The sequence below is a fragment of the Ktedonobacterales bacterium genome (genome assembly GCA_036557285.1).
In the GTDB taxonomy this organism is placed as follows: domain Bacteria; phylum Chloroflexota; class Ktedonobacteria; order Ktedonobacterales; family DATBGS01; genus DATBHW01.
In genome coordinates this window covers 55916-80277 of sequence record DATBHW010000018.1, presented here as the reverse complement: position 1 = coordinate 80277, position 24362 = coordinate 55916, and the positions used below count along the sequence as shown (strand labels likewise).

General features: G+C 59.3%; 22 protein-coding genes. 7 read left to right on the top strand and 15 right to left on the bottom strand.

Annotated features, from left to right (window positions below; all coding sequences use genetic code 11):
* Nucleotides 1-11: 11 nt before the first annotated feature.
* From VH599_06230 to VH599_06215, 4 genes are all read right to left on the bottom strand, one after another.
* On the bottom strand, nt 12-176 hold the full coding sequence (locus tag VH599_06230) for a hypothetical protein (protein HEY7347900.1): 165 nt from the start codon (nt 174-176) through the stop codon (nt 12-14).
* A gap of 119 nt (nt 177-295) precedes the next feature.
* Complete coding sequence (locus VH599_06225; protein ID HEY7347899.1) at nt 296-916, bottom strand: DUF4149 domain-containing protein; 621 nt, start codon at nt 914-916, stop codon at nt 296-298.
* Nucleotides 917-1167: 251 nt separating this feature from the next.
* Nucleotides 1168-1692, bottom strand: coding sequence for a hypothetical protein (locus tag VH599_06220; protein ID HEY7347898.1), 525 nt, complete (start codon nt 1690-1692; stop codon nt 1168-1170).
* Between the two features lie 274 nt (nt 1693-1966).
* Nucleotides 1967-4735, bottom strand: a complete 2769-nt coding sequence (locus VH599_06215) for an HAD-IC family P-type ATPase (protein HEY7347897.1) — start codon at nt 4733-4735, stop codon at nt 1967-1969.
* A gap of 283 nt (nt 4736-5018) precedes the next feature.
* On the opposite strand from VH599_06215, the gene VH599_06210 reads away from it, so the two are divergent.
* From VH599_06210 to VH599_06200, 3 genes are read left to right on the top strand one after another with little or no spacing between them, the layout of a single operon-like run.
* Nucleotides 5019-5459 (top strand): DUF6325 family protein, encoded by a 441-nt coding sequence (locus VH599_06210; protein ID HEY7347896.1) that lies wholly within the window; start codon nt 5019-5021, stop codon nt 5457-5459.
* A 13-nt stretch (nt 5460-5472) separates the two neighbouring features.
* A complete protein-coding gene (locus tag VH599_06205) occupies nt 5473-5817 on the top strand; it encodes an SHOCT domain-containing protein (GenBank protein HEY7347895.1) in 345 nt (114 codons plus the stop codon).
* A gap of 48 nt (nt 5818-5865) precedes the next feature.
* Entirely contained in the window at nt 5866-7545 is a 1680-nt protein-coding gene (locus tag VH599_06200; protein ID HEY7347894.1) for an MFS transporter, read from the top strand.
* A 167-nt stretch (nt 7546-7712) separates the two neighbouring features.
* Here VH599_06200 and VH599_06195 read toward each other — a convergent pair whose 3' ends face one another.
* Together VH599_06195 and VH599_06190 are read right to left on the bottom strand one after the other, a co-directional pair.
* Nucleotides 7713-8597 (bottom strand): fumarylacetoacetate hydrolase family protein, encoded by an 885-nt coding sequence (locus VH599_06195; GenBank protein ID HEY7347893.1) that lies wholly within the window; start codon nt 8595-8597, stop codon nt 7713-7715.
* Nucleotides 8598-8725: 128 nt separating this feature from the next.
* Entirely contained in the window at nt 8726-10360 is a 1635-nt protein-coding gene (locus VH599_06190) for a mucoidy inhibitor MuiA family protein (GenBank protein ID HEY7347892.1), read from the bottom strand.
* A gap of 268 nt (nt 10361-10628) precedes the next feature.
* Here VH599_06190 and VH599_06185 point away from each other — a divergent pair, with 268 nt between their 5' ends.
* On the top strand, nt 10629-11096 hold the full coding sequence (locus tag VH599_06185; GenBank protein ID HEY7347891.1) for an Hsp20/alpha crystallin family protein: 468 nt from the start codon (nt 10629-10631) through the stop codon (nt 11094-11096).
* Here VH599_06185 and VH599_06180 read toward each other — a convergent pair.
* The 8 genes from VH599_06180 to VH599_06145 all read right to left on the bottom strand — a co-directional run bounded on the left by VH599_06180 (nt 11093) and on the right by VH599_06145 (nt 19119).
* Nucleotides 11093-11449 (bottom strand): cupin domain-containing protein, encoded by a 357-nt coding sequence (locus VH599_06180; GenBank protein HEY7347890.1) that lies wholly within the window; start codon nt 11447-11449, stop codon nt 11093-11095. The two genes, VH599_06185 and VH599_06180, sit on opposite strands and share 4 nt — an antisense overlap.
* Before the next feature lie 18 nt (nt 11450-11467).
* Nucleotides 11468-11785: a hypothetical protein gene (locus VH599_06175; protein HEY7347889.1), complete on the bottom strand. Its 318-nt coding sequence runs from the start codon at nt 11783-11785 to the stop codon at nt 11468-11470.
* A 36-nt stretch (nt 11786-11821) separates the two neighbouring features.
* Complete coding sequence (locus VH599_06170) at nt 11822-12061, bottom strand: Os1348 family NHLP clan protein (GenBank protein ID HEY7347888.1); 240 nt, start codon at nt 12059-12061, stop codon at nt 11822-11824.
* Between the two features lie 119 nt (nt 12062-12180).
* Nucleotides 12181-13533, bottom strand: coding sequence for an acyltransferase (locus VH599_06165; protein ID HEY7347887.1), 1353 nt, complete (start codon nt 13531-13533; stop codon nt 12181-12183).
* A gap of 213 nt (nt 13534-13746) precedes the next feature.
* Nucleotides 13747-15597, bottom strand: coding sequence for a hydantoinase B/oxoprolinase family protein (locus VH599_06160; protein ID HEY7347886.1), 1851 nt, complete (start codon nt 15595-15597; stop codon nt 13747-13749).
* 21 nt (nt 15598-15618) lie between these two features.
* Entirely contained in the window at nt 15619-16254 is a 636-nt protein-coding gene (locus VH599_06155; protein ID HEY7347885.1) for a LysE family translocator, read from the bottom strand.
* A 27-nt stretch (nt 16255-16281) separates the two neighbouring features.
* Entirely contained in the window at nt 16282-16965 is a 684-nt protein-coding gene (locus VH599_06150; protein HEY7347884.1) for a 2'-5' RNA ligase family protein, read from the bottom strand.
* 33 nt (nt 16966-16998) lie between these two features.
* Nucleotides 16999-19119: a hydantoinase/oxoprolinase family protein gene (locus VH599_06145; GenBank protein ID HEY7347883.1), complete on the bottom strand. Its 2121-nt coding sequence runs from the start codon at nt 19117-19119 to the stop codon at nt 16999-17001.
* A gap of 329 nt (nt 19120-19448) precedes the next feature.
* Here VH599_06145 and VH599_06140 point away from each other — a divergent pair, with 329 nt between their 5' ends.
* The gene (locus VH599_06140; GenBank protein ID HEY7347882.1) at nt 19449-20297 is read left to right on the top strand and encodes a heme NO-binding domain-containing protein; all 849 of its coding nucleotides are present in this window, start codon (nt 19449-19451) and stop codon (nt 20295-20297) included.
* Between the two features lie 56 nt (nt 20298-20353).
* Here the strand turns inward: VH599_06140 and VH599_06135 are convergent, their stop codons facing one another.
* Entirely contained in the window at nt 20354-21424 is a 1071-nt protein-coding gene (locus VH599_06135) for a hypothetical protein (GenBank protein HEY7347881.1), read from the bottom strand.
* 328 nt (nt 21425-21752) lie between these two features.
* Here VH599_06135 and VH599_06130 point away from each other — a divergent pair, with 328 nt between their 5' ends.
* Nucleotides 21753-23474 carry an ATP-binding protein gene (locus tag VH599_06130; protein HEY7347880.1) on the top strand — a complete coding sequence of 574 codons (1722 nt, stop codon included), beginning with the start codon at nt 21753-21755 and terminating at the stop codon, nt 23472-23474.
* Nucleotides 23471-24265, top strand: coding sequence for a response regulator transcription factor (locus VH599_06125; GenBank protein HEY7347879.1), 795 nt, complete (start codon nt 23471-23473; stop codon nt 24263-24265). The genes VH599_06130 and VH599_06125 overlap by 4 nt, the downstream gene beginning before the upstream one ends.
* Nucleotides 24266-24362: the final 97 nt, after the last annotated feature.

The window sequence follows — 24362 nt, the reverse complement described above, 5'->3', positions numbered from 1 at the left end:
GATCCGATCCCTCAGAGATCGGCAAATCCATCCAAAATCTGCCCGATATGACGGGCAGCGTTCTGGAAGTCTGTCAGGCGCACATGTTCGTTGGGCGCGTGGGTCTTATTGTCCCAATAGCCAACGCCAGGCGAGATAACCGGAATATTCCCAAGCGGTCGCGCAATGGCATACACGGGTGAAGTCTCTCCAATCAGGGGACCAATCCTCCCACCGTTGTAGCGTGGCGTATGGCGTCCGCGCTGATGGGGGCGAACCCTCCAGCGAGTTGCGAAGTCGTCCTCTTCCCCGCCTCCTAGAAGGATTGGAGCGCGGCGGCCAGCAGAATGACCAGCATGCCCAGCACGAGATTGAGTTGAGCGATCAAGATAGTCCAGCGACGTAGGCGTTGGAGCGTCTGCGTCGCTGCCGGTTCTGGCGCAGACGCCGGAGCCACTGATCTTGCCGAATGCTGCGGGAGGTCAGGCAATGAAGTACGAGCAGGCACAGGCATGGCGGGTGTCATTGGAGCCTCAAGGGAAGGTTGCTGTATTTGGTGCGCCAGGCGTCCAAGATCGCGCTGGCGTGGTCCCAGCAAGAAGTCATGCACGATGCTCAGGCCAATCATCACCGCGACCAGCGCGATTTTCACCAGCAGGAGATGCCCAAAAGTCGTGCTAAAGAGAGCATCCCAAGAGCCTAAGAAGCGCGTTGCATTGTAGATGCCCGTGCAGACCAGTGTAAAGATAGCACTCCAACCCAGGTAGCTAAAGCGCTTGCCAACGGAGGCTATCAGTGAAGTACGTTCCTCAGGTGGGAAAGCGCGGCGCGCATAGGGGCCAAGAATAAAAGCCACAAAGATCATGCCGCCAACCCAGGAGATAGCCGCCAGAATATGAATCCATAGGACAAGGGTATCCAGCCAGGGATTAATCATGCAAGCCTCCAGAAGAGATGGGCACACGTTCCTCGTCAGATGATAGCAGCTTCCGGGGAGTGGAAGCTGCGACTTTTCTCTCCACGAAAGCAGCCGCTGTGGCAAAAGTGGCTGCTTCCTGACTCGCTTTCTTGAGGCACATGATACAGAGAGCATCAACGAATAAGGCGGCGGGGACACGGAGGAACACCCACTATTGCCTTATTCGTTGACGCAGGATATGCCCTCAGATGAGGGGAGTGTTACTGGGTTTAGTGCATCGCCTGCTCGGCCTGCTGCAACTCGGCGCCCAGCATCAGCAGCGAGCGTGGTCGCACCAGCCCCTGGGTCAGGATCACCACGCCCTGCTTCTGCATTTGCTCCTTCACATCAAGCAGCCACCGATGCTCGATCAACGCGATGGCGCAGGCAGCTCCGGGCGGCAGATCCTGGGCAGCCTCGTAAATGCGCTCTTTGATTTCCTGCACTGGCTCGCCGAAATCCTGATCGCCGAAGGCGCCCGTGCCAAGCTCTCCGCCAGTCCTGACATGCTCCATTGCAGCGCCCATCCCGATCAAAGCCCGCGCGACGGTGCCAAATTTCCGCTGCTCCTCATCGCTCAGGCCAGACAGCCGACCCTGTTGCAGGGTGCCATCCTCGGCTTTGCGAATATAGGCCAGGTCAATGAGGCGAACGTTCCCACGCTCGCTGATGGCGCGCAACCGCTGCACTACCTCTTTTTGCTGCTCTTCTGTACGTACGCCAAAGACGACGTACTGAATCGGTCCAACGGCCATGTGTTCTTCATCTCCTTTGGGAATGGTTTCATTTTCAATACTACTGAGCGTTCGTCGGGCAGAAATCAGATGCCTGGCAATCGGGAAAGAGGCGACTTCCTGGTACACTCCTCCCTGTCTTGCCAGCAGCGGAATACGTCGTTGGATTCGCGTCCGGTTGCTGCTTCAATGAACGCACGAGAGGCAAAAATTGCAGAATGCAGGCCAAACTCACTCATTGTCGGCGGGCCAGGGCATCGGATCATGGGGACCATGACAGGATCGGTTACGACTTCTACAGCGCCCCGGTGGCTGGAAGAGACGCGCTCGTCGGAGCAGTCGGCTTGCCAGCGGAGGAAGATCCGGCTCGACGATAGAAAAACTTCATGCCCTCGATCACCCACAGCACGAGCGATCCAAAAGCAACGCAGAGCAGCCATTGCCCCACGTCCAGCGGAGCGGTCGAGAAGAGCCGATTCATAAAGCCTAGCTCCGTAATCAGGAATGTTGTCAGCAGCGCCAATCCGCTCATCTTCAGCAGCTTGTCATTTTCCAGCAGATCGCGGTGAAAGACGGATTGCAGGTTGTCATTCGTCTCCAGCGCAAAGAAGATACGCGCAAATGAGAAGGAGGTCAGTCCCATAGTGCGGGCCACCACGTCACCGGAACCAGCCGTCGCGGCTAGAATCCCCAACGTACTCGCCGCCATCACCAGGCCGATGAAGCTATAGCGTACCGCCAGGCGCGGAGGCAGAATCTGCGCATCAGCAGGGCGAGGAGATTGCTCCATCAGGTTCGATGCTGGCTTACCAGCCCCCAGTCCAATGGCCTCAAATAGATCCACCGTGAAGTTCAGCCACAGTGCCTGGAGCGGTAAGAATGGAATCCCATGCAGAATGTTGAAGATGGCCGCGCCCAGAAAGGTGAGCATAAAGGCGAACAAGCTCCCCATCTGATAGAGAATATATTTCAGTAAATTGTCATAGAGGCCCCGCCCCAAGCGCACTGCGCGGATAATCGTCGCAAAGTTGTCGTCGGTGAGAATCATCACAGCGGCCTCTTTTGCCACATCGGTCCCCGTGATGCCCATCGCCACACCAATATCAGCTTTCTTGAGTGCTGGGGCGTCGTTTACCCCATCACCAGTCATCGCCACGATCTGGTCTTGTTGCTTGAGCACATCCACCAGCCGCACCTTGTCCTCCGGCGTGACACGGGCAATCACGCCTATCCCGCCTACCTGCCGACGCGCATCCTCGTCGCTCATTGCGCTGAAGTCTGCGCCCGTGATCGCCCGACCCTCGATACCTAGTTGATGAGCAATAGCTGCGGCAGTTACAGCGTGGTCTCCCGTAATCATCCGCACCGCCATGCCAGCGGCTTTTGCCTGAGCAATGGCTTGCTTCGCCTCAGGGCGCGGCGGGTCCACAATCCCCACCAGCGCAAGCATAGTTAGATCACGCACATATGCCAGAAGGTCTCCACTGGGCTGGAAGGTGGCCGGGTTCAGATCTTTGCGGGCCAGCGCCATCACGCGCAAGCCCGTTCTGGCGTAGCGCTCATTCTCTGCCAGCACCCGCTCGCGGTAGGCGTCAAGGGCGACGATCTGCTGATTGGCATCCAGGCCCTGTGAGGAGCGAGCCAGCAGTTGGTCAGGAGCGCCCTTAACAAAACAGCGGATGACCTCATGGCCTGTTTCATCGGTCATGCGATGAAACGTTGCCATCAGCTTATAAGAGGCGTCGAAAGGTACTTCGGCCAGGCGTGGAACCTCCTGACGAGTAGTTTCCACATCAATGCCGCCCTTGGTGGCGAATACAACGAGCGCCCCCTCGGTGGGATCACCCACCAATTCCCCATCCTTGACTACCGCGTCCGAAGCCAGCGCCATCGGCAGCAGAAAGGGTGCAAGGTCAAGTGGGGGTGTACTGCCTACCTGCGTGAGCTGGCCGTTGACAGCATAGCCCTCGCCGGTCGCGGTGACGTGCCGTCCAGCGATAGTCATGCTGACCGCCGTCATCTGGTTCAGGGTCAGAGTGCCGGTTTTGTCGGTGTTAATTGCCGAGGTGGCGCCCAGCGTCTCCACAGACCGCAGTTGCTTCACAATCGCGCCCTCAGCGGCAAGCTGTGTGGTTCCCTTCGAGAGTAAGAGGGTGACGACCGCTGGTAAGCCTGTTGGAATAGCCGAGACAGCGAACGCCACGCCGGTCAGGAAAAGGGTTTCCAATGCCTGGCCCCGGCTGTAGCCAAGCAGGATGGAAATAAGCAGCGCCAGCCCAGCAATGAGTACAATCTGCTTCGTAAGCGTATTCAATTGTTTGGTGAGTGGCGTTTGCTCAACCTTCGTGGTCTGCAACAGCCCGGAGATATGCCCCACTTCTGTTGCCATGCCCGTTGCCGTCACTACGAACTCGCCCGCGCCGCGCGTCACATTGGTCTGCATGTAGGCCATATCCGCCCGATCACCGAGCGGCTTGTCTGCGTCAGGCACTGGTTCGACCTGCTTGGGAACGGGTGTGCTTTCGCCCGTCAGGGCGGACTCATCAATTTCCAGGCTCGCGGCCTTGATGATTCTGCCGTCTGCCGGAATGCGGTCTCCGGCCTCCAGCACGACTATATCCCCAGGCGCCACATCCTCTACTGGAAGTTCCCTGATCTGTCCGTCACGCCGCACCCGTACCTTGACAACCAGCATCTGCTGCAAAGCAGCCACACTGGCCTCCGCTTTACCTTCCTGGCGCAGCCCCATGATCGCGTTGAGCAGCGTCAGCGCCCACAACACGAGTGCTGTTCCCCACTGCCTAATTGCCACAGCACTGATCAGGCCAGCCACCACCAGCACGATTTGCATGGGGTCGTGATATTGGCGGAGAAATGCGTGCCAGGCAGGTTCCTTCTTTACACCAGTAAACTGATTAGGACCATACTCCTGCAAGCGTCTGCTGGCTTCTTCCAGGCTCAGCCCTCTCGTCGCCTCAACACCCTGGGCGAGCAGCGCCTCGTTTACCTCCAGTGTATGCCAGGCGCGGCCCTGTTCATCAGGCAATTTGACAGAGGTTTCCATGATCTTTCCTCCACCCTACCGAAAATGGCTATAGAGAGCGGGACATCAGAGAGCGGCATCTCGACTGAAAGAGCATCGGCAGGAACCGCGCCATGAACTGAGAAGCGCCGGGCACTTTCGCGCCCGTCTGATAAAAAGCAAGACCCAGGCTCCTCAACGAACCTGGCAGCGATGGAGGCACATGGATTGCAACATCACAGTGCAGATGCTGCTTATCCGTTTTCAGGGGCTAGTGGTAAGTGTATTCTCAGCTTGCTCAAAAGAGATAATGAGGAGGTTTGTTATGGCTCTTGGTCCCCTTGATTTCGTTGAGCTTGCTTTCCCCGGCAACCAGTTCAGAGGAGAAATCCTACCGGAGTTGAACGCCATACGGGCGAGTGGCGTTGTTCGGCTCGTTGACCTTATCTTCATACAGAAAGATCAGGAGGGACATCTCACTATCACTGAGGCGAGTGATCTCAAAGGCGAGGACGTACAACGCTATAGACAGCTTACCGGCGACCTCGGCGGCCTGCTGACGCAGGAAGATATTGAAATAGCTGCGAACGACGTTCCCCTCAACAGTTCGGCGGCTTTTCTCCTCTTTGAACATACCTGGGCGGTTGGTTTGCGAGATGCGATTCGCCGCGCGGGAGGGTCGGTGATCACTCAGGGAAGGGTAGACCCTCAAGTCGTAGAGATGGTGGATGAAGAACTGGCGTCATCAGCACATACTGATGGCTAGAAAGGAAACAACTATGGTGATGAGAAGACGTGTTGGGAGACCCCTGCTGAGAACCGCTGTTGTCGGCGGGGCAGCTTATGCTGCCGGTCATTCAGCGGCCAGGAAGTCAGCCCAGGAAGCCGACCAAAATCAGCGTCTCGCGGAACTGGAACAACAAGCGGCTTATCAGGAGCAAGCTCCCTATCCACCACAAGCGCCTATGCCTGGCCCATCGGCTGCTACCGGGCAAGCGGGGGCGGCCAGTGCATCACCTGATAGAATCGCGCAACTAAAGACGCTTGGAGACCTGCATGCTTCGGGGGTTCTCACGGATCAGGAGTTTGAGACCGAAAAGCGACGCATTTTGCAGCAATCCTGAGCCGTTCTTGCAGCAATGACCACACCAGAGAATATGGGAGGCACGCTGATGTGGAAATGGAGAAACGGCAATCAACAAGCAAAGCCAGCCGCTGGCGACCTGGGCGGGTTCACGCAGCGGCGCATTCCGGTGGCGCTCTGCCTGACGCTGTTTATGCTGGAGTTCAACCTGTACACGCTGGCGAATATCCTCGGGCCAGTGGTGCGGGGACTCCAGACCACGGTCGCCAGTATTCAGATGGCGCTGGTACTCCTCCCAGTACTGGCGGCTATCACCCTCCCCACTGCCCGGAGCCTGGTCGGGCTGTATGGCCGCAAGAAGGTCTTCAGGTTGGGGCTGCTCCTTTTTGCGGGAGGGATGGGTATTACGGTGGTGAGCGTGAACACGTCCATGATGGTGCTTGGTTTTGGCGTTGTCGCTGGTCTGGCGGCAGCGCCGCTCATCACCTTGCCCTGGATGATGATGCTCGAAGCCTATACAGGTCGGCGCAGAGAATTCGCTTTCTTTGCCCTGAACGCCTCTCTCGTTGTTGGCACCTTGCTTGGCCCGCTGGTCGGAGGGTTGCTCGCCACGAATATCAATTGGCGGCTGGCTTTTCTCCCGCAGGCGGTGCTGGCTCTGGTCATCCTGCTGCTGGTGCGCGAGATGCCTGAAATGAGGAAGGAGCGCACAGCCCCGCTCGACTGGGCGGGTGTGTTGGTCTTGCTGTTTGGTTTGATCGCCATTTTGTGGGGCCTTGGTCTGGGCAGTGAATATGGCTGGTGGATGGCGCGAGAGTCACCCCTCCTCTTCGGCCATCTGATAAGGATCGTTTTCGGGCTGTCGGTTGTGCCTTTTCTCTTGCTGGTGGGGGTGATCTTGCTGGGGGTCTTTGTCTTTCATCGGTGGAGACACCGGGCAACAGATAACCAGCAAGCGGGCATTCAGCAGATGGGCATGCTTGGCAGACGGCCATTTCTTGTGGGGGCGACAGCGCATGCCCTGTATGTCGTTAGCACCATGGGTCTGACCTTCACCTTGTTCCTCTATTTACAATGGGCGCTCCGGCTGACACCGTTTGCGACCGCTATAACCCTCTTGCCATTTAACCTGGCGCTGATCATCGTCCTGCTGCTGACGATGCGTTTGAGTGAGCGGGCAGTTCCCAAATATATGGTTCAGGCAGGTCTGCTTGGGATGATAGTGGGACTGGTGCTGCTGTACCTGGTCCTGAGTCCAAGCGTCACGAGGCTTGAATTGATGCCAGCCCTGATCATCATCGGACTTGGCGCTGGTTTCGTGGTGGGGCAGGTTCCTAATCTGGTCCTCTCGCTGGCTCAGCGAGAAGAACGGGGAGAATCAAATGCGCTCCTGGTTTCCTTTCAAGATATTGGCTATGGATTGGGCATTTCTCTCTTTGGGGCCATCCTCATCAGTACCACAGCGAGTCTGGTGGTCAGTGGGGTGACGCAGCGCGTCGGACTCAGCCTGAGTCCGCTCAGACTCCAGTCACTTACCAACCAATTTGCGCAAATCTTGCACACGTTTAACCCTGACCAGTTGAATCGCGTGCTGGCTCCATTGTCCCCGTCGGTGCGTCAGGCGTTGGAGGATGTTGCGCCGAGCGCCGCAACTGAGGCGATGCGTCTCACCGTACTCTGCATCCTTGGAGTGGTCCTTCTGGCGTTCCTGATTTCGTTCTTATTGCCGAGTAAGAAAGTGTTCCGGGCAGAATTAATCGAGGATTGAGAAGAGCGGATTCTTGGAAAAAACTCGCAGCAGGTTTCAGCCGTTTTCCGCCGCAGAGCATAGTTCGGCTTTCCTCCATCTCCACCACGCGGGGCCAGTCCAGAACTGGCCCCATTTTATGCCCTCCTTGTTGACCTTATCTCCTTATTAGGTAGTCAGGAGCGGTTTTACCTGCCAGCCGCTTCCGCGCGGATGACGGGGTTGCGCAGGGCGCCTATGCCGTCCACTTCGGCTTCGACGAGATCGCCGGGCTGGAGGTATTCGGGTGGCTGGCGAGCGTCTCCGACTCCAGCGGGCGTGCCGGTGGCAATGATGTCGCCTGGCTCCAATGTGAGGCCCGCCGAGAGGACTTCGATGATGGTTGGCAGCTTATAGATCAGCAGGCGTGTGTTGGCCTCTTGCTTCGTGATGCCGTTGACGCGCAGGCGCAGGCGCAGCGCGTGCGGGTCGGGAATCTCGTCTGCTGTGACAATCCAAGGCCCCATCGGGCAGGAACCATCCAGGCTTTTGCCCTTGAACCACTGTTTGTGGCGCGCCTGGAGGTCGCGGGCGGAAACGTCGTTGATGACGGTATAGCCAAAGATGTAGTCGAGCGCCTGCGCGGCGGGAATGTTCTTGCCAGCGCGGCCAATAATGACGCCAAGTTCCACTTCCCAGTCAAGGCGGTCAGAGATGGTCGAGTCAATGACAATTGGATCGTAGGGGCCGTTGACAGCGGTGGTGGCTTTGCTGAAGAAGATGGGGTCTTCGGGGACCGCTGCGCCCTTTTCCAGCGCGTGATCGGCGTAGTTGCGGCCCATGCAGAATACATTCTTGCGCGGGCGCGGAATGGGCGCGAGCAGATGTACATCTGCAAGACGGCGCTGCGCCGGGTCGCTGGCAGCAGTGAGCGCCTGGCGCAGCCGCGCCAGCCCTTCTGGGCCTTCAGCGATGAGGCTCAGCATATCGGTGGTGTGCGAGAATCCGGCCAATGCGGCCACGTCAATGATCTGTTCGCCGCGCACGATGCCCAGGCGTGGGCCGTTGTCGGCGCGATAGGTTGCTAATCGCATACATGCTCCTCTGTTCACCAGCCTGCTTAGGGCGCCTCACACAACCTCCGCACGAGCAGGGGCGGGGTTGGAGCGCCGTCCTTCCAGGCGGCAGGGGTGGGGCCACCCGTCGGTTGTGTGAGGCATTCTTAGGGCAGGCCGGTGATAGTCAGGTCTCTAGGATATTCTACACTGAAGCGCACGTCAAAGACACGTTCTTCCTCCGGGGGCAGTGTAAACTCCCACTTCAACACGTCCAGTTTCGTGCGCTCGTCAGGTTGGGGGCGAATCTCCAGCATCCGCACCTTGATGCGCTCGTGTTGGGCCACCGGCAGACGGTCACGCAGGGTGATGCGTTCGGGCGTTGGCCGGTAGTTACGCACCTTCATGCGGTAGGTATAGGTGATGCGGCGCAGGTTGGTCTGCAAGAGCGTCCCTTTGTCCACTTCCTTTTCTTCCAGGTCGCGTTTCACGCGGATGTTGTCATCTATGCCAACAAACAGCTTGAACTCTTCGTTGGGCGCGATCTTTTCGATGCTAGTAACGCCCAGGTACGCTTCACCATGAAAGATGTGGGCGCGGCCCGGCAGCAGGACGCGCTGGGCGCTGTTGGTGATGGTGGCGCGCAGATGAGCTACGGGATCAATGACCGGGGCTGTCACATAGTCAAACGCGCAGGGCAGGTCGTCGCGGGCGATAGCGATGGTGTGTGGCTGCCCGTCTGAGGGAACATCGGCGGAGTGTCCGGCGTGGAAGAGCAGCGCGCCTCCCGTCTGCTCGACTGTGGTGGTGGCAATCTCCACCGACTCAGCAACGAGTATTTCTTCTGGCTGCGCCTCCGACATGAGAGCAATATCCATAGAATAGTCGCCAGCTTGCTTTCCGGCAGCCGGGGCAGACAGAGGCAGCGGCGCTGAACCTCCGAATGCGGCTCTCCTCGGTTTGGCGGCGGGATAGACTCGCGGTGTCAGGACATGCAGATACCAGGGTTCCAATTCTGGCACGCGCGTCACCTGGCTGGGGCGCGCTGTGGAAAGGGTTAGCGCCACCTGCTGCCAGTCCTCCCCGGTGGCCTGGCTGACCAGCCCCTGATAGGTGAGCGTCACTTGCCGCTGTTCGGCGTCTACACGCACGTCATACTGTGGCGTCCACGACGCGCCAGGTAGGACGTAGCTAAGTTCGAGGGTGAAGGTTCCGGGTTCGGGCAGCGTCACCTCGACGGTGGCAGCCACGCGATCAGCGCCGCGCCAGCCGTTCAACTGGGCCAGCGCGCGCTGTTTGGCCTGAAGTTCGCGCTCAAGCTGTTTATGCTGCCTGTCCAGATCGAGCTTCGCTTCATTCAAGCTGCGCGCCTGATCGGTGGTGAAGGTAAAGAACGCGCCGCAGTCTTCGGGCCGAAGCCGGTTGAAAGCCAGGCCGCGCGCCATGTCTGTGGCCGACTGTTCGCCCAGTTTGGTCAGCCACGCCTGCTGGTTGGAGAGCGCCTGCTGCCGCGCCGTCAGCAGTTGAAGCTGGTATTGCAGGTCTTCTATTTCCTGCTGAAGCGCGCGAAGTTCCGCTTCGGGGGCGACGGCGTGATATTGGGGCGCGACATCCAGGCGTTCGATGCGCGCGCCCTTTGGCCCGCTGCCGCTGGCGCGCACAGAGTCGCGGTCCAGTTCTTCCGGCAGGCCACCGATGACAAGCGAATGCGCGCCAGCCTCCAGTGGGGCGCTGCCCCGGCGCTGGATGAGCGCCCGGTCTGGAAAGACGGTGACGTGCGCGATAGGCGCGGTAAGGTCCATAATCTCATCCCCCTCTTCATGATAATTCTCGTAATGATTTTCTGAAGCTCGTGGCCGCAGCAATAATACCAGGCAGGGCGCGTGATCGAGGACAAAGCGGGCGATATGTAAGGATACCTACACCATCATACCTGAGCCATCAACCAGAATGCCAGCGCGCCGCCCAATTTCTTCCTGGCATATCTCTTGCATATATGTTTCTCAAAGACAGTCTTACACTGCCTATGCTGGGTGGTGGGCCGGGCGCTGGTGCGAAAGGAGGGCATGTATGGAAACGATGATTCGCTGGCAGCCAGGCGAGACGCTGACAACGCTGCGCCAGGCGATTGAGAAATTGCTGGATGAGACGTTTGCCCAACCACTGGAGACGATCACTGAAGATGGTGATCCGCTGACCTCGACAACGCTGTATCAAACGGACCGGAACTATCTGGTGAAGACGGGCTTACCAGACACAGAGCCAGATCAGGTGGAAGTGACGGTGCGCAGCAATCAGGTTTCGATCAAGTCGGAGGTGACGCATACTCGCCATACCCGCATCGAAGGCTGCACGAAGCTGGAGCGAACGGTGGAGCGTTTTTTTCGCTCGGTGGCGCTGCCAGGGGTGGGTGACATCGAGGGCGCGCGCGCTGTCCTGGAACATGGGGTGCTGACGGTGACGGTTCCCAAAGCGCCTGCGCCACCCTCGCGTCGGCTGGTGGTGGAAGTTGGAGAGCAGGAAGCGGCTGAGAGCTAGCGGCGCTCTCGATACAGCTTATCGTTGATTGAGGGCGCGCGAATCATCAGGCTCTCTACAGGTGGATGAACCTCGACGACGGAGTGATAGACGCCCTGGGGAAAGCAGCAAAACTCGCGGGGGCCAATAGTGAAGCGCTCGCCCTCTACCTCAACCACAATGTCGCCGCGCAGCACAATGAAGCACTCGTCGCTGTGTTGATGGGCATGCGGCGCAGGATCGGCCCATCCCTCAGTGGTGTTGTTATACCAGATTTGTAACCGCTCGGACTGAAAGCCGACCTCGTTTGGGGGTGTATGGCCTGAGAGAAATGTTGAGTAATCGGGCAGCTTACGGTGATGGAATCCAGACACGCGAGTCCTCCAACGTCATTATCTTCGCCTGGTTCGCTTCGGTAGAGGCTGGCCGAGCCGGGCCAGGCGCTCGGCGCGAATGCGCTCTTTGACCTCAGCAGAGGTGAGAACGTAGATGGTCGGTGGCACGAGCTGCAAGCTCCTGCGAAAGAGGTCATAATGCGGTTGGTCAGGGCGGCGGCGGTCCATCCATTCCGTTTTTAGGCCGTGCAGCCGTCCCCATTCGGCAAGCTCGGCTTCGTTGTCGGCATATACCTTTATTACCCGCTCGCTGCGTTGCAGGCCGATGCGAGCGTTGCCACCATGCAGGCCGCTCCAGTCCTCAAATCGTATCATCGCTTCCCCAACGGCTTGATTGATGCTTCCTCTGTTTTACGAGAGCGGCCAGCGCAAGGTTGGGCTGAGACGAATCCGCGCGCCCTGTTTGCTCAGCCCCTCGTCCAGCCCCAATTCGCGCAGTTTGGCCGCTGCGCCGCTCTTGAGCGCGTTGAACTCAGCAGCCGTCAGGTCCACGCCCTGGAATGCCTGGCGCGGGTCAAACTGAAGCTGGCGGCGAAAGTCCGCGTCGTCGCTGGCGCGCTGAATAAGCGCGGTGAGCGCCTCGATACTCATAGTCTGCCTCGTCTCCACTCAAGCCAGGCGCTAGCGTCTCGGTTGCTCTGCGCCCCTTTCCCCAAGTGTACCTCGCTCTGCTGGCCGATGCAAGAGGCAGCTTCGTGGAGAGCTGCGGCTTACGACGCTGCCCTGGCCGATAGGGCGGATTCTTGCTCGGCGCGCGAATGCGCGGCCCGCCGCAAGCGGATGAATGGCCGCTCGATCAGGTAGAATGAGGCGCTGGCAACGGGGAAGATCAGCACAAGGCCAGCAATCGTAAAGGAGAGGTAGGCATGTGGCAGCGAGGCAGAATACCCCTGGGCGAGGAACGTTAAGATGGGATAGTGCCAGAGATAGAGGCTGTAGCTGATGATGCCGATGAACCGCAGACCCGTCATCGAGAAGATGCGCCGCAGGATCGGCTGGCCCACTAGAACGCCCAGCAGCAGGAAGGCAAAACAGAGGCCCAGGGTCCATTCGCCCAGGATGGTCCATAGTTCGCCTCCAGGCGCTACAAATATCCAATTCCTGGAGATATTCAGTTGGAAGGGCGTCCGACGAACGGCAACAGCCCAGAAGACACACCCGGTCAGGCCAGCGACTGCTGTGCCGGTTGCCAGCCAGCCCAGCGCCGCTCCGCGCCGAATGGAGAGGTTGCCACGTTCCACCGCCCACACATAGAACACGCTGGTCCCCATGCCCAGCGCAAAAAGCTCCAGGTATTTCCCCTTTATACCATAGAGGAGTTTCATGGCGAATCCGATGAGGCCCGGCGCGTTGATCGGGTCAACTTCTCCCCAGTCGTAATGGATGATGGCGGCTGCCACACGGATAGCAAGCCCCAGGATCACCAGACCGACCAGCCCAAGGGCCAGGCGCAGGAAGAACCGACGGCTGGCTCGCGCGCCAGCCAGCTTTGCCAAAGCCAGGGCAAGCCAGGGCAGGAGCAGATAGAACTGCCATTCGACGGCCAGTGTCCAGAAGGGCGCGTTGATCTGAGTGATGGCGCTGAAAGAGTCCGAGCGCATATCAAAGAGCAGCAATGGCGCTAGAAAGAGCGAGGCGCGTTCGCCTGAGCGCAGGAAACCAACATAGATGAGAACCCCAGCAGCCAGCGCAGTGTAGTAAGCGGGAAGAATGCGCAGCGCCCGGCGTAAGTAGAACTTGCGCGCCGAGGGCCAGGGCTGTTCGGCGAGCAGCGTGCGGGCATAGGGCAAAAAGAGGAGGAAACCTGACAGGATGAAGAAGAGGAAGACGCCACAAAAGGCTAGACCGGCTACAGCGTTCAGCGCGGCTGGCCCCACGTCCAGGCCGTTCTGCGCGCCAGCCTGATAGAAATGATGCCAGATGACTAGCAGGACTGCCAGCGCCCGCAAGCCATCGAGCGGGGGAATATCACGCAGCGCGCCGCTGGCAGGCATGAGGCGCTTGAAAATGGCGACAATGGCTTGAAGCCCACTCAAGCGTTTTGCTGTTTGTACGGTCGCCACGTTCTCTTCCCTCACACTTTTATGAGTGCCAGCGTTCGCACGTCATTATTTGATCAGTCCCAGGCGGGCGCGTAGTTGCTTCAGGTTCTCGGGGCTGGCAGGCCAGCCCCTCATCTTTGCACAGGTCCAGCCAGGCTTTGAAGCCCTGATCCATCGCGCCTGTACAATCCGCTCCCCAATTATGGTGTGGGATAGGCTGAAGTATAACACAGGCTACGCCCGCTTGAGTAGCTCGTAGCCAGGGCCGCGATCAATGAAGGGGCGCTGGGCGCGCGTCTGGCGCAATCGCTCGCGCTGCGCGGCGGTTTCGGCTTCCAGCAGTGGATAGCCCTGCTCTGGTGGACCCAGCAATACGCCGTAGTCGTGTTCGGCTGTCTTATGTGAGACAAGCCCGCGTATGACATCCAGCCGGACGAGTGCTGGTTCGCGCTCCAGCGGGTCGCCCCAGCCGCCGCCGCCCGTAGTGATGAGCCGGATAAGGTCGCCTTTCTTGAGCGGCTCATCGTCCACCAGGCCAGGGAGTTTGCGCTCGTCGGGCGCGCCGGGGTTGATGATGGTTTTGTACGTGCCGCCTGCCATGCCGCCCGCGACGCCATAGCAACTCAGGATCGTGCGGTCAGCGGTGCTGATCAGTTTGGAGTCGTTGAGCAGGCGCACATCTTTCTCATAGCCAAGGCCGCCGCGTCGTTGGCCTGGCCCGCCAGAATCGCAGGCCAACGCCAGCTTTTCGATCAGCACCGGGAAGCGCGTTTCACAGAACTCGGCGGGCAGGTTCTTGGAGTCTGGTACGATATGGATTACGTCGCTGCCATCGGCGTAGAAGCGCCCGCCGGAGCCGCCGCCCAACACCTCGCGCAGCAAATAGAAGCGCCCCTGCTCGTCTGTGCCATGCACACCCCAATAGCGAATGGTCTCCTGGTCGGCGGGCATGCGGCCCCCAGTGGCAAGCGCCAACGTCCCCGCGAAGATGCCCAGCAGGCGCAGGATAGTGAATGAGCGCGCGTTGGTTGGCGCGGGAAATTTCGGGGTCATCAGCGTGCCTTCGGGCGGGAAGACGACTTCGAGTACATCACAGATGCCCTCGTTGATGTCCAGTTCGGCGGCGCGTTCGGGACTATCGGCCAGGTTGCGCAGGACCGCCGCGATCCACTTCTTGAGGAAACGCCCATCGGCGTAGTTGCCGGGCCAGTTGATCGGGCCTCTGGTCTGAGGGCTGGTTCCGTTGAAGTCGAGGATGATCTTTTCGGGCGTTTTGGTCATGGTCAGGCGAATGGTATGCAGCCGGGGCGGTTCGACGCCATCATGCTCGATATAGTCTTCCCAGGTGTAGGAGCCGTCGGGGATTTTGGGCAGAATCTCGCTGCGGAAGGTGTCGGCGCAGCGCCGGATAAGCGCCTCGAAACAGGCTTCGGTGGTGGCCCGGCCATAGCGCGCAAGGAGATCAGTAATACGTTCAGCGCCCATACGGCAGGCGGCCACTTCGCCGTCAATATCGCCTGCCAGGCTGTCGGGGATGCGCGTGTTGCGGAAGATGATCTTATAGGCGTCTTCGTTCAGGACGCCCGCTTTATAGAGCCGGATGGGTGGGACCATCAGCCCCTCTTGAAAGATGCTGGTGGCGTGCGCGGGCATACTGCCAGGGACCATGCCGCCGATGTCGTCGTGATGCCCAAACGCCTGCACGAAGGCGACGACTTCGCCCTCGAAGAAGACAGGTACGGTGACGGTCAGGTCGGGCAGGTGTCCGACGCTGCCCTCAGAGAGATAGACATCGTTATGAAAGAAGACATCGCCAGGCTCCATCGTCTCCAGGGGGAAGTCGCGCACGATGGGATTGACCATCGCGGAGTAGGAGCGGCCCGTGAGCTTGCGGCAGTGGCGATCATGGATACCGGCACGGTAATCATGTTGGTCGCGGATCATCGGCGAGCGCGAGGTGCGCTCAATGGCTGCCTCGACTTCTGCCTCGACGGAGCCAAGCGTGCCTTCGACAATTTGCAGGATGATGGGGTCTACGCCAGAGATCACGCTCGCTGCTGCTGGCTGGTCCAGAGCTTTGCTCATAGTCATCTCCCTTGTCTGTCTTCATCTCTTCTCCGACCCGGCGAAGGCTGCGGTCACGCCAAGCGCGATATAGATGCCTCCAGTGACATAGCGGCGAATAGGCTGAAAGCGCGCCTGCTTGATGAGCCGATAGCCTATCGTCGAACTAAGCAGGGCATAGAGGCTGTCGGTGCAAGAGGCCAGCATGATGAACAGCGCGCCGAAGAAGAGTGTTTGTCCGACGACTGGCCCTCTGGCGGGATCGACAAATTGGGGCAGGAAGGCGTAAAAAAAGAGCGCCGTTTTGGGGTTCAGCAGGTTCACCAGAAAGCCCTGGGCAAACAGCCGCGAGAGGCTCCTGGGGGCTGGCGTCGCTGCGCTCTGGCTTTCATCGCGCGTCAGGATGGTGCGCACGCCAAGATAGATCAGGTAGGCAGCGCCGAGGTATTTCACCAGACTAAACGCGAGGGCCGAGGTCAGGAGCAGCGCCGAAAGCCCCAGGCCAGCGGCCAGGGCGTGTGTGAAGCCCGCCAGTTCAATGCCACCGACGGAGGCCAGCCCTGCTCGCCTCCCCTGAGACGCGCTGCGGGTGACGATATAGAGGACGGCGGGGCCAGGGATGAGTAACAGGCCCAACGCCGCCGCGAGAAAGAGCGCGATAGTTGACCAGGCGGGCATGATTCTCTCCTCAAAAACAGTGTATGCTCAGGCGTAGTGAACGTGCATATTTCCGCGCTGGCGGGTGCGACGCAAGATTTGCGGCAGGCAGCCGCCGCGCAAACGCCAGGTCTGAAGCGGTTCGTAGCGCAGGCTGTCCCACCAGCGGTGGCGATCTTCCCAGGTGGCTGCGTCGGTAGTGAAGCGATAGAGGATGATGGTGCGGGCGGTGAAGGAGCGCAGCAGCCCTAGCTCGCTGGCCCGCTGGCGGGCATAGTCTACGGCTTCGCTGATGTCGGCGAAGGCCAGGTCTTTGAGCGCCAGGGTAATATGCGCGGCGAAACCATATTTGCGCTCATCGGGCGTGAATGGGCATTCTGGATGCACAAAGTCGGGGTCAAGGTGATGATAGATGGTGTTACGCAGGTCTTGCAGGCGCGGGTTGCGCAGCGAGGCGAGGTCTATGATAACCGAATCGAGCAGATGCGTGACCTCGTTGGGCTGAATCTGAAAGGCCGGGCAAGGCGAGATCAGCGGGTCGAGCGCCTGCTGAAGTTCTTCTTCGGTCTTCGCGGGGTCCAGGCGGAAGAATCCTTTGAGCGTGCAATGGACCATGAAGCTGCGCGCTGCATGGCAATTATAACGCTGCTCCAGTTCCTCGCGCAAACTATCAATGCTGGCAGCCAGGCCAGTTGGCGGGAGTAAATAGACGCTATAGAGCGGGAATGTCATAGAAATTACCTTTCGGAGAAACAAGCAGATGTCCTAATGCTGTTGAATACCTGATATAGCCTGAACGCCCCTGAGCAGCAGGTTGCCAAAGCGATCTACTGCTGCCTGCTGACCGGGGAAGACGACGGTAGTTGAGCCATATTCTTCGATGATGGCTGGCCCGCTGATCAGGTTCCCGGCCAGAAGGCTGGCGCGGTCATAGAGCGGGCAGGGCTGAAAGGCTCCCGCTGCCTCGAAGTAGACGGCACGCTCGCCTTTGCGCGCGGCTGCTGCGTCGGGGCCGCCAGATTCGATTTCGCGCAGCGCGGGTTTATCAATCAGGCCCAGGCCGGTGACGCGCAGATTGACGAACTCGACCTGCTGTTTGCCCCGATAATCGTAGCCATAGACGCTGCGATGCGCCTGATGAAAAGCTTCCACGGCTTGCCGACCCATTGCAGCGTCAACCAATCTGGCTGGGATGTCTACGCGCACCTCATAGGCTTGCCCATGATAGCGCATATCAGCGGAACGCAGCAAGACGCGCCGCTCCGGGGGGATGCCATGCCGCTCCAGAGCATCAAGCGCCAGGGCTTCCAGGCGCTGATAGTGTTCCTGGACGCTGGACGGGTCGAAGGCGTCGGCGTTTTGCACGTTAGTGATAACGTAATCGTTGCGTAGGTCCACGACGAGCAGGCCAAAGGCGGAGGTAACGCCAGGGATGGGTGGGACAATGGCAGTGCGCATGCCGAGCAGATCGAGCAGCCGCCCCGCCTGCAACGGCCCGGAGCCGCCGAAGGGGGCCAGGGCGTAGTCGCGGGGGTCGCGGCCCTGCTTGACGGTGATCTGGCGAATGGCGTTGGCCTGATTCCAGTTTGCCAGTTCCAGAATGCCAGCGGCCAACCGCAGCACATCCAGGCCCAGCTTTGCGGCAAGCGGCTCCAGGCCGCGCTGCGCTGCTTCGGCGTCGAGTGGAACTTCTCCGCCGAGCAGATGCGGTGGGATGCGCCCCAGCACGAGATTGGCGTCGGTGAGGGTAGGCTCTGCGCCGCCTTTGCCGTAGCAGATGGGGCCAGGGTCTGCGCCCGCGCTGCGTGGGCCGACACGTGAGCCGCCGTCGGGGCCAACCCAGGCGATAGAACCGCCGCCTGTGCCGACGGTAATAATATCAATCATTGGCGTCTTCACAGGGAACCGGCCAATCTTGCCTTCGGTCGTCAGGCGCGGCTGGCCGGTGTTCACCAGGCAAACATCGGTGGAAGTGCCGCCAGCATCCAGGGTGATGGCATCGGGGAAACCGGCGGCGCTGGCAATATAGCTCGCGCCGAGCGCACCGGCGGCTGGCCCGGAAAGCACAGTGGTGATCGGCTGGCGCTCTACTTCGCGGGCGGCCACCACCCCGCCGTTGGATTTCATAATCAGGAAGGGAATGTTGATCGCGGCGCTCGTCGCGCCGTCCAACGCTTCGGCGAGATGGCCTTCGGCGGCGTTGATGTAATCGCGTACCTGCGGCTTGACGAAGGCATCTACCAGGGTGGTCATGGCGCGCTCGTACTCGCGGTATTCGGGCAGAACATCCGAGGAAAGCGAGAGGAAGGCGTCGGGGTATTCTTCGGCAAAGAGTTCGCGGGCGCGCTGCTCGTGGGCCGGGTTGGCATAGGCATGGATGAAGCAGATGCCGACCGCGAGAATGCCCTGCGCCTTGAACCAGCGGGCGGCCTGGCGCACGTCCTGTTCATCGAGCGGCGTCAGGACTTCGCCGCGCCAGTTCAGGCGCTCGGTGGTTTCGCGCACTCGTTCCAATGGGACGATGCGGTCAGGTTTGACCCAGAAATACGAGTTGCCGTAGCCAGAGGGGACGCTCTGGCGGGCGATTTCCAGAATGTGGCGAAAGCCGCGCGTGACCAACAAGCCCAGCGAGGTGAAACGCTCTTCCAGCAGGGCGTTGGTAGCGACGGTGGTGCCATGCGCGACGGTTGCTACTTGATCGGGGGCGGCTCCGATCTTGAGCAGCACTTTGCTGATGCCATCGAGCAAACCGCGCGATGGGTCGCTGGGAGTGCTGGGGGTCTTGGTGGTTGCCATCGCGCCGCTGTGTTCATTGATGGCGACAACATCGGTAAAGGTGCCTCCGGTATCAATGCCCAGCCGATAGCGCGGGGGATCAACGCTCATGAGATGGTCTCCTCGACAACTGCGCTCTGCGGCAGGTGTATGGCAGACGTTCTGCTTGCTGGAGAAGAAGATGGGAAAGCCATCACCCACAGCGCAATTGTGGCACAATTGCTGTGTCTTGTCTATGCGCGCGAGGGCGGCGCTACAGGTTGTCTGAGCGTCTGTAGGAAGGGAGTACCATCCAGTGTCGCGTCACGATGAAAATGGGGTAACATATCTCTGAGTAGGTATTTCACTGCATCCCGGCAGCCTCGCGGGTATTATGCTCTCGCTGCTGTTGCGAGCGATAGGTGGAGAAAGACACAGCAAACAATGGAACGAGGGCGTTCATGCACGGATTGATCTTTGTGACCTGGGAGAAGTATCTGGCTGAAGAGTTTAGCCCGGCACTCCTCGAAAAGTATCGCACCCTTATTGGGGAGACGTGGGAGCAGACACCGCTGACAAGTCGTGTCTATGATGACGCTACTTTGCTCAAGGGAGTGGAGGCAGCCGTGACCCTGACCCGGACCTCCGTTGAGTCGTTGCTGCGGGGCTATGGCCGCTACTTTGTGATCAATGGACTGACCAGCCGCCTCTGCTCGTACCTGCTGGATCAGGTACACAATGCGCGGGATTTACTGCTTGCGATGCGCACTGCACATCAGCAGCTAGGCAGCGTCGAGGCAAGCGTGACTCCTCCGCTTTTCACTTATCAAACACACGCCGATGATCCTCATGGTCTAAATCTGCTCTATAACAGTCCCCGCCAGTTATGCCCCCTGCTGCTAGGGGCGATTGAAGGCGCGGCAGCGCGTTATCACCAGGAGGTGTGGGTGTTCGAGGCAAGCTGTATGAAGCGTGGCGCGGCTGTCTGCCGCTTCGAGATGCAATTCTCTCCGCCGTTGGAAGCGGCTCCCGCCGGGCGGGAATCGGCAGCACAGGAGCAGCGACAACGCGAGCAGCGCCAACTGGCGGAGTTGGTCTACAGCGTCTTGCCCGATCAAGACGGCATGACGCTGGCTGCCTTGCGCGATGATTTGGGCAAACGCCAGGTCAGCGCGCGCAACCTTCGACCCTATTTGCTGCTGGAAGCACTCTTCCACTTGCATCATGTTGGCTGGGTTGCCACCACTGCCAATCAGCCGGGAGATATGCTGGAGAATCGGCGCTACTGGCGCCTGCCGCGCGCCTTCTAAGTAGGTTACGATGATGAACGCGCCGCGAGGGACGGCGGCGCTACGGGCTGAAGAGGTTAGGCCGGGGTAATGACGACGGTGAATCCGGTCCAGAGGTAGTCCACTTGCTCGTAGGAGAGATAGGTGATGCGGTAGAGCGATGAATCAACGATGCGCAGGCCGGAGCCGTCGCCGCCAACCACAACGAGGAAATGGCCGACATCGAGGGCCGGGTAGTACCGTTCGCCAGTATCGCGCACGCCCAGGACGACAGGAATGCCCTGGTCCCGTGTCATGTGAACGATGTCAACATAGCTCATCGAGCGGTTATTATAAACGACAGCTTTCATGTGAAAGTTGCTCATCATATAAGGCCAGGCATTCTGGCTCATCAAGCCGCCCCAGGGGGTGATGTAGGGTGGATTATGCGCGCTCATTACGTCTATGAGTTGCCCGATGGTGACATCTTGCACGCCCCAGGCATGCAGAATCTCTGTCATGGCGGCTGCGCTACAGGACGAGTTCCACCAGATGTCGTGCTGCTCGCGTGAGTCATAGCCAGCGTTGATGTCTGCCTGGGTGATGGCTCTCACTCGTTGGGCGACGGTGGTGGGAGCGGCTGGCTGTGCCGGGGCAGAGTAGGGGATGACGCTTTCAAGAGCCTTAAAGAAGCTCGCTACCTCGCCGCCGCCAGCGGTAGCAAATGTAGCAGCCAGCACGCTGAAAACCACGACGACGATCAACAAGAGTTTGATGATAGTCATGCGAGGCGAGGATTTATGAAACCAGCTTTGTGTGATTCTGGAGGCTGGGACCGCAGGTGATGTGCGAGGAATGAGTTGGAGATCAGCAGGTGAGACTGGTTCTGAGAATCCAAGCGGGCTGGTTGCTGTAGTGTGAACGGCTATTGCTCGCGTGGAAGGCTTTGTGGCGCGTTTCTGCTTGCGAGCAGGCTGCGGCTCCTTTTCCTCCAACGACTCTTCGGCTCGCGTTGAATCTACGATTGCCGAATGCTGGGGGAGCGATAGGCGCGGCGCAACGTTGTGGGGACGAGAACCGAGACGGCTCACATGTGGGTTCGTGGCAAAGGGAGAAGGCTGATGATTCAGGGAATCATCGTCTTGATAGGAATCGCTCCGTTGACGCATAACGGTTTATCCTTTTGCTCCATTGCCATTCTTCGCCAGAGTTGAATATTGAGCTACGCGCACTGCCGCGCTCAATTGATTAGAGCATAACAGGCGCGTTACGCTTCCGTCAAACAAATTGGCTGCTTCCAGGACTTTTTTCCTGGTCGCTGGTCCCCTCGCAGATGGTTTTATTCGCCTGCCACCGCTGCCGGTCACGAGAACATTGACGTGAGAGAGCCGCGCGCCTATATTCTGATCATGTTGCTCATTATGGTGCTGTCAAGAATCTGACAGGCTCAAGAAAGGCTCTGTCACGCTCGCTCAAGAACAAATTGAGGGTATTCTGGTGAAACGTTTGCCGGTTTCCGGGCGTGTCCTGCGCCTGATGATAGGCTATGGGGCTGCGATATTGGGCGCAGCACTGACCACCCTCTGTATCGGGCTGGTCAAGACGGTGGTTCATGTCGAAAACCTCTCGATGGCGTATCTGCTGGTCGTGCTGTGGCTTGCGGTCTTCTTTGGTCGCGGCCCGGCTATCCTGGCCTCCATTCTGGCGTTCCTGTCCTATGATTTCTTCTTCGTTCCACCCACTGGTAAGTTGGTTACAAACGATCAGGCAGAATGGATCTCGTTATTCGCGCTGCTGGCAACGGCGTTGGTCATCGGCCATCTCACTGCCACTGTCCAGGCGCATGCAGATGCGGCGCGTGCCAGTCAGCAGCAGACGGCGCGGCTCTATCAACTAGCGCAGTTGATCGCCTCTACCCCCGATCAAGAAACGCTCTTGCAAACGCTGGCGCAGCAGGTCGTCCAGTCCTTTGCAGGTAGCGGAGTATCCGCCTGCATACTGGTCTTACCCGATGCGCAGAGTCGTCCCCAGGTACGAGCGGCGGCTCCATCCAAGAAGCGGGTAATGGATGTATTCCGTCTGGAAGAATCTGAGCAAACAGCCCTGGTTGAGCGGGTTTTGCGGTATGGCGCGCCTGCTGATCTGCCCGCTGGTACAGAGGAGCAGAGCAAGCGAAGAGGCGATATAATTCTCTACGTGCCGCTTTCGAGCGCGCAGAGCGTGGTGGGCGCGCTCGGTATCGCGGGTACACCCGATCTGCGTCGTCTGGTACCTCGAGTAAGCGGCCCTGCTCTGGAGGGTAGCTCCCAGGCGCCATTAGAAAGAGCAGTGGAGCCGGAAGCGAGGTTTTTCGCGGCTTTTTGCGGGCAAATCGCGCTGGCTCTGGAACAGGTTGCGCTGCGCCAGGCGGCGATTCATACGGAGGCGCTGCGCGAGAGTGACCGATTGAAACAGGCGCTGCTTGATGCGGTGACGCATGACCTGCGCACGCCTCTGGCGGCTATCAAGGCCGCAACCAGCAGCTTGCTGGAGCCAGGCATGATCTGGCATGAGGAACAACGCGGCGAACTCATCTATGCGATTGATACCAGCGTTGACCGGCTGAGCCATCTGGTGAGGAATCTGCTTGATCTCTCGCGCCTGGAGGCTGGCGCTGCTGAGCCAGCGTGTGATTGGCACTTCATCGGTGATCTTATTGCTCCGGTACTTGAGCAGCTTGATCTGGCGGGGCCGCTGCGCAATCGGCGCATAGTGGTAGATATTCCTGAAACTATTCCGTTGGTTCCGCTGGATCACGGACAGATCGAGCGGGTGCTGACTAATCTCATAGAAAATGCGCTGAAATACTCGCCCCCCGACAGCGTTATTCAGGTACGAGCGAGCGTAGTAGGCAGCCCACCTGAACTGGAGGTTGCTGTCTGCGATGAGGGTATTGGTATTCCGGCGAGCGAGCTTGAGGCGATTTTTGAGAAGTTCTATCGAGCGCCGCAGGCGTCCATACCCTGGGCGACCAACTCTCCTTCACCTGGCGCCGGGCTTGGGTTAGCTATTTGCAGCAGTATTATACGAGCGCATCATGGGCGCATCTGGGCTGAAAGTTGTCCGGGGAAGGGTTCAACGTTCCATTTCACCTTGCCGATTCCCGCTGACGGCCCGGAAGGGGTATTGCCTGAACTTGATGAGCCTGCCGAGGAGGCGCTAACTGGAGCCAGCCAATGACACAGGAGCCATCATACAGAGATCATCCCGCCGAACAGGCTCCCGAAGAAAGGGCAGACCCGAAGTCAGAGGCGCCTTCGTCTGGACGTGGCTCAGGTGGTGGGCGGGTGCTGGTGATTGACGATGAGCCGGAGATTCGCCGCGCGATCCAGGCTGGGCTGGCCGGGGCGGCGCTGGTGGTGGAATGGGCGCCAACTGGCTCGCAGGGTCTGGAGCTTGTGAGCCGCTGGCATCCCGATGTGGTCATTCTCGATCTGTTCCTGCCGGATATGGATGGGCTGGAAGTGCTGCGCCAATTACGGCAGTGGTCAGCGACGCCTATCATTGTGTTGTCCGTTCGGGCCAGCGATCAAGATAAAATTACGGCGCTTGAACTGGGAGCAGATGATTATCTGACCAAGCCGTTCAGTATGGGGGAACTACTGGCGCGCATTCGCGTCGCCTTCCGGCATAGCGCCCAGGCTACGGGCCAGGCCACCGACAAGGCGCTTTTCCGCACTGGAGAACTGGTCATTGATTTTGAGCGCCGCCAACTGACGGTAGATGGCGTGGTTGTGCATTTGACCCACACCCAGTATGAAGTACTCAAATATCTGGCGCTGAACGCGGGCAAAGTGGTCACTCATCGCACCTTGCTGCGCGCGGTATGGGGGCCACAGTACGAGCAGAACGCGCATTATTTGCGCATCTTTATCGGCCAACTGCGGCGCAAGATTGAACCGGACCCCAGCCGACCCCGTTACCTCCTGACGGACCCCGGCATCGGCTACCGTCTCCAGCGCGCTGATTAGCGCGCTGGAGATACCCCCATTTGTGAGCTTGTGTGTTGCCCCTTTGCCCTTCTGCATATAAGCTCTTTATATTTTTCCGCAAAATCTTTATAATACC

Excerpts from the sequence above, each read along its gene's own strand:
- VH599_06225 (HEY7347899.1), bottom strand. The coding sequence starts at position 916 with ATGATTAATCCCTGGCTGGATACCCTTGTCCTATGGATTCATATTCTG.
- VH599_06220 (HEY7347898.1), bottom strand. The coding sequence starts at position 1,692 with ATGGCCGTTGGACCGATTCAGTACGTCGTCTTTGGCGTACGTACAGAA.
- VH599_06215 (HEY7347897.1), bottom strand. The coding sequence starts at position 4,735 with ATGGAAACCTCTGTCAAATTGCCTGATGAACAGGGCCGCGCCTGGCAT.
- VH599_06210 (HEY7347896.1), top strand. The coding sequence starts at position 5,019 with ATGGCTCTTGGTCCCCTTGATTTCGTTGAGCTTGCTTTCCCCGGCAAC.
- VH599_06205 (HEY7347895.1), top strand. The coding sequence starts at position 5,473 with ATGGTGATGAGAAGACGTGTTGGGAGACCCCTGCTGAGAACCGCTGTT.
- VH599_06200 (HEY7347894.1), top strand. The coding sequence starts at position 5,866 with ATGTGGAAATGGAGAAACGGCAATCAACAAGCAAAGCCAGCCGCTGGC.
- VH599_06195 (HEY7347893.1), bottom strand. The coding sequence starts at position 8,597 with ATGCGATTAGCAACCTATCGCGCCGACAACGGCCCACGCCTGGGCATC.
- VH599_06190 (HEY7347892.1), bottom strand. The coding sequence starts at position 10,360 with ATGGACCTTACCGCGCCTATCGCGCACGTCACCGTCTTTCCAGACCGG.
- VH599_06185 (HEY7347891.1), top strand. The coding sequence starts at position 10,629 with ATGGAAACGATGATTCGCTGGCAGCCAGGCGAGACGCTGACAACGCTG.
- VH599_06175 (HEY7347889.1), bottom strand. The coding sequence starts at position 11,785 with ATGATACGATTTGAGGACTGGAGCGGCCTGCATGGTGGCAACGCTCGC.
- VH599_06170 (HEY7347888.1), bottom strand. The coding sequence starts at position 12,061 with ATGAGTATCGAGGCGCTCACCGCGCTTATTCAGCGCGCCAGCGACGAC.
- VH599_06160 (HEY7347886.1), bottom strand. The coding sequence starts at position 15,597 with ATGAGCAAAGCTCTGGACCAGCCAGCAGCAGCGAGCGTGATCTCTGGC.
- VH599_06155 (HEY7347885.1), bottom strand. The coding sequence starts at position 16,254 with ATGCCCGCCTGGTCAACTATCGCGCTCTTTCTCGCGGCGGCGTTGGGC.
- VH599_06150 (HEY7347884.1), bottom strand. The coding sequence starts at position 16,965 with ATGACATTCCCGCTCTATAGCGTCTATTTACTCCCGCCAACTGGCCTG.
- VH599_06145 (HEY7347883.1), bottom strand. The coding sequence starts at position 19,119 with ATGAGCGTTGATCCCCCGCGCTATCGGCTGGGCATTGATACCGGAGGC.
- VH599_06140 (HEY7347882.1), top strand. The coding sequence starts at position 19,449 with ATGCACGGATTGATCTTTGTGACCTGGGAGAAGTATCTGGCTGAAGAG.
- VH599_06135 (HEY7347881.1), bottom strand. The coding sequence starts at position 21,424 with ATGCGTCAACGGAGCGATTCCTATCAAGACGATGATTCCCTGAATCAT.
- VH599_06125 (HEY7347879.1), top strand. The coding sequence starts at position 23,471 with ATGACACAGGAGCCATCATACAGAGATCATCCCGCCGAACAGGCTCCC.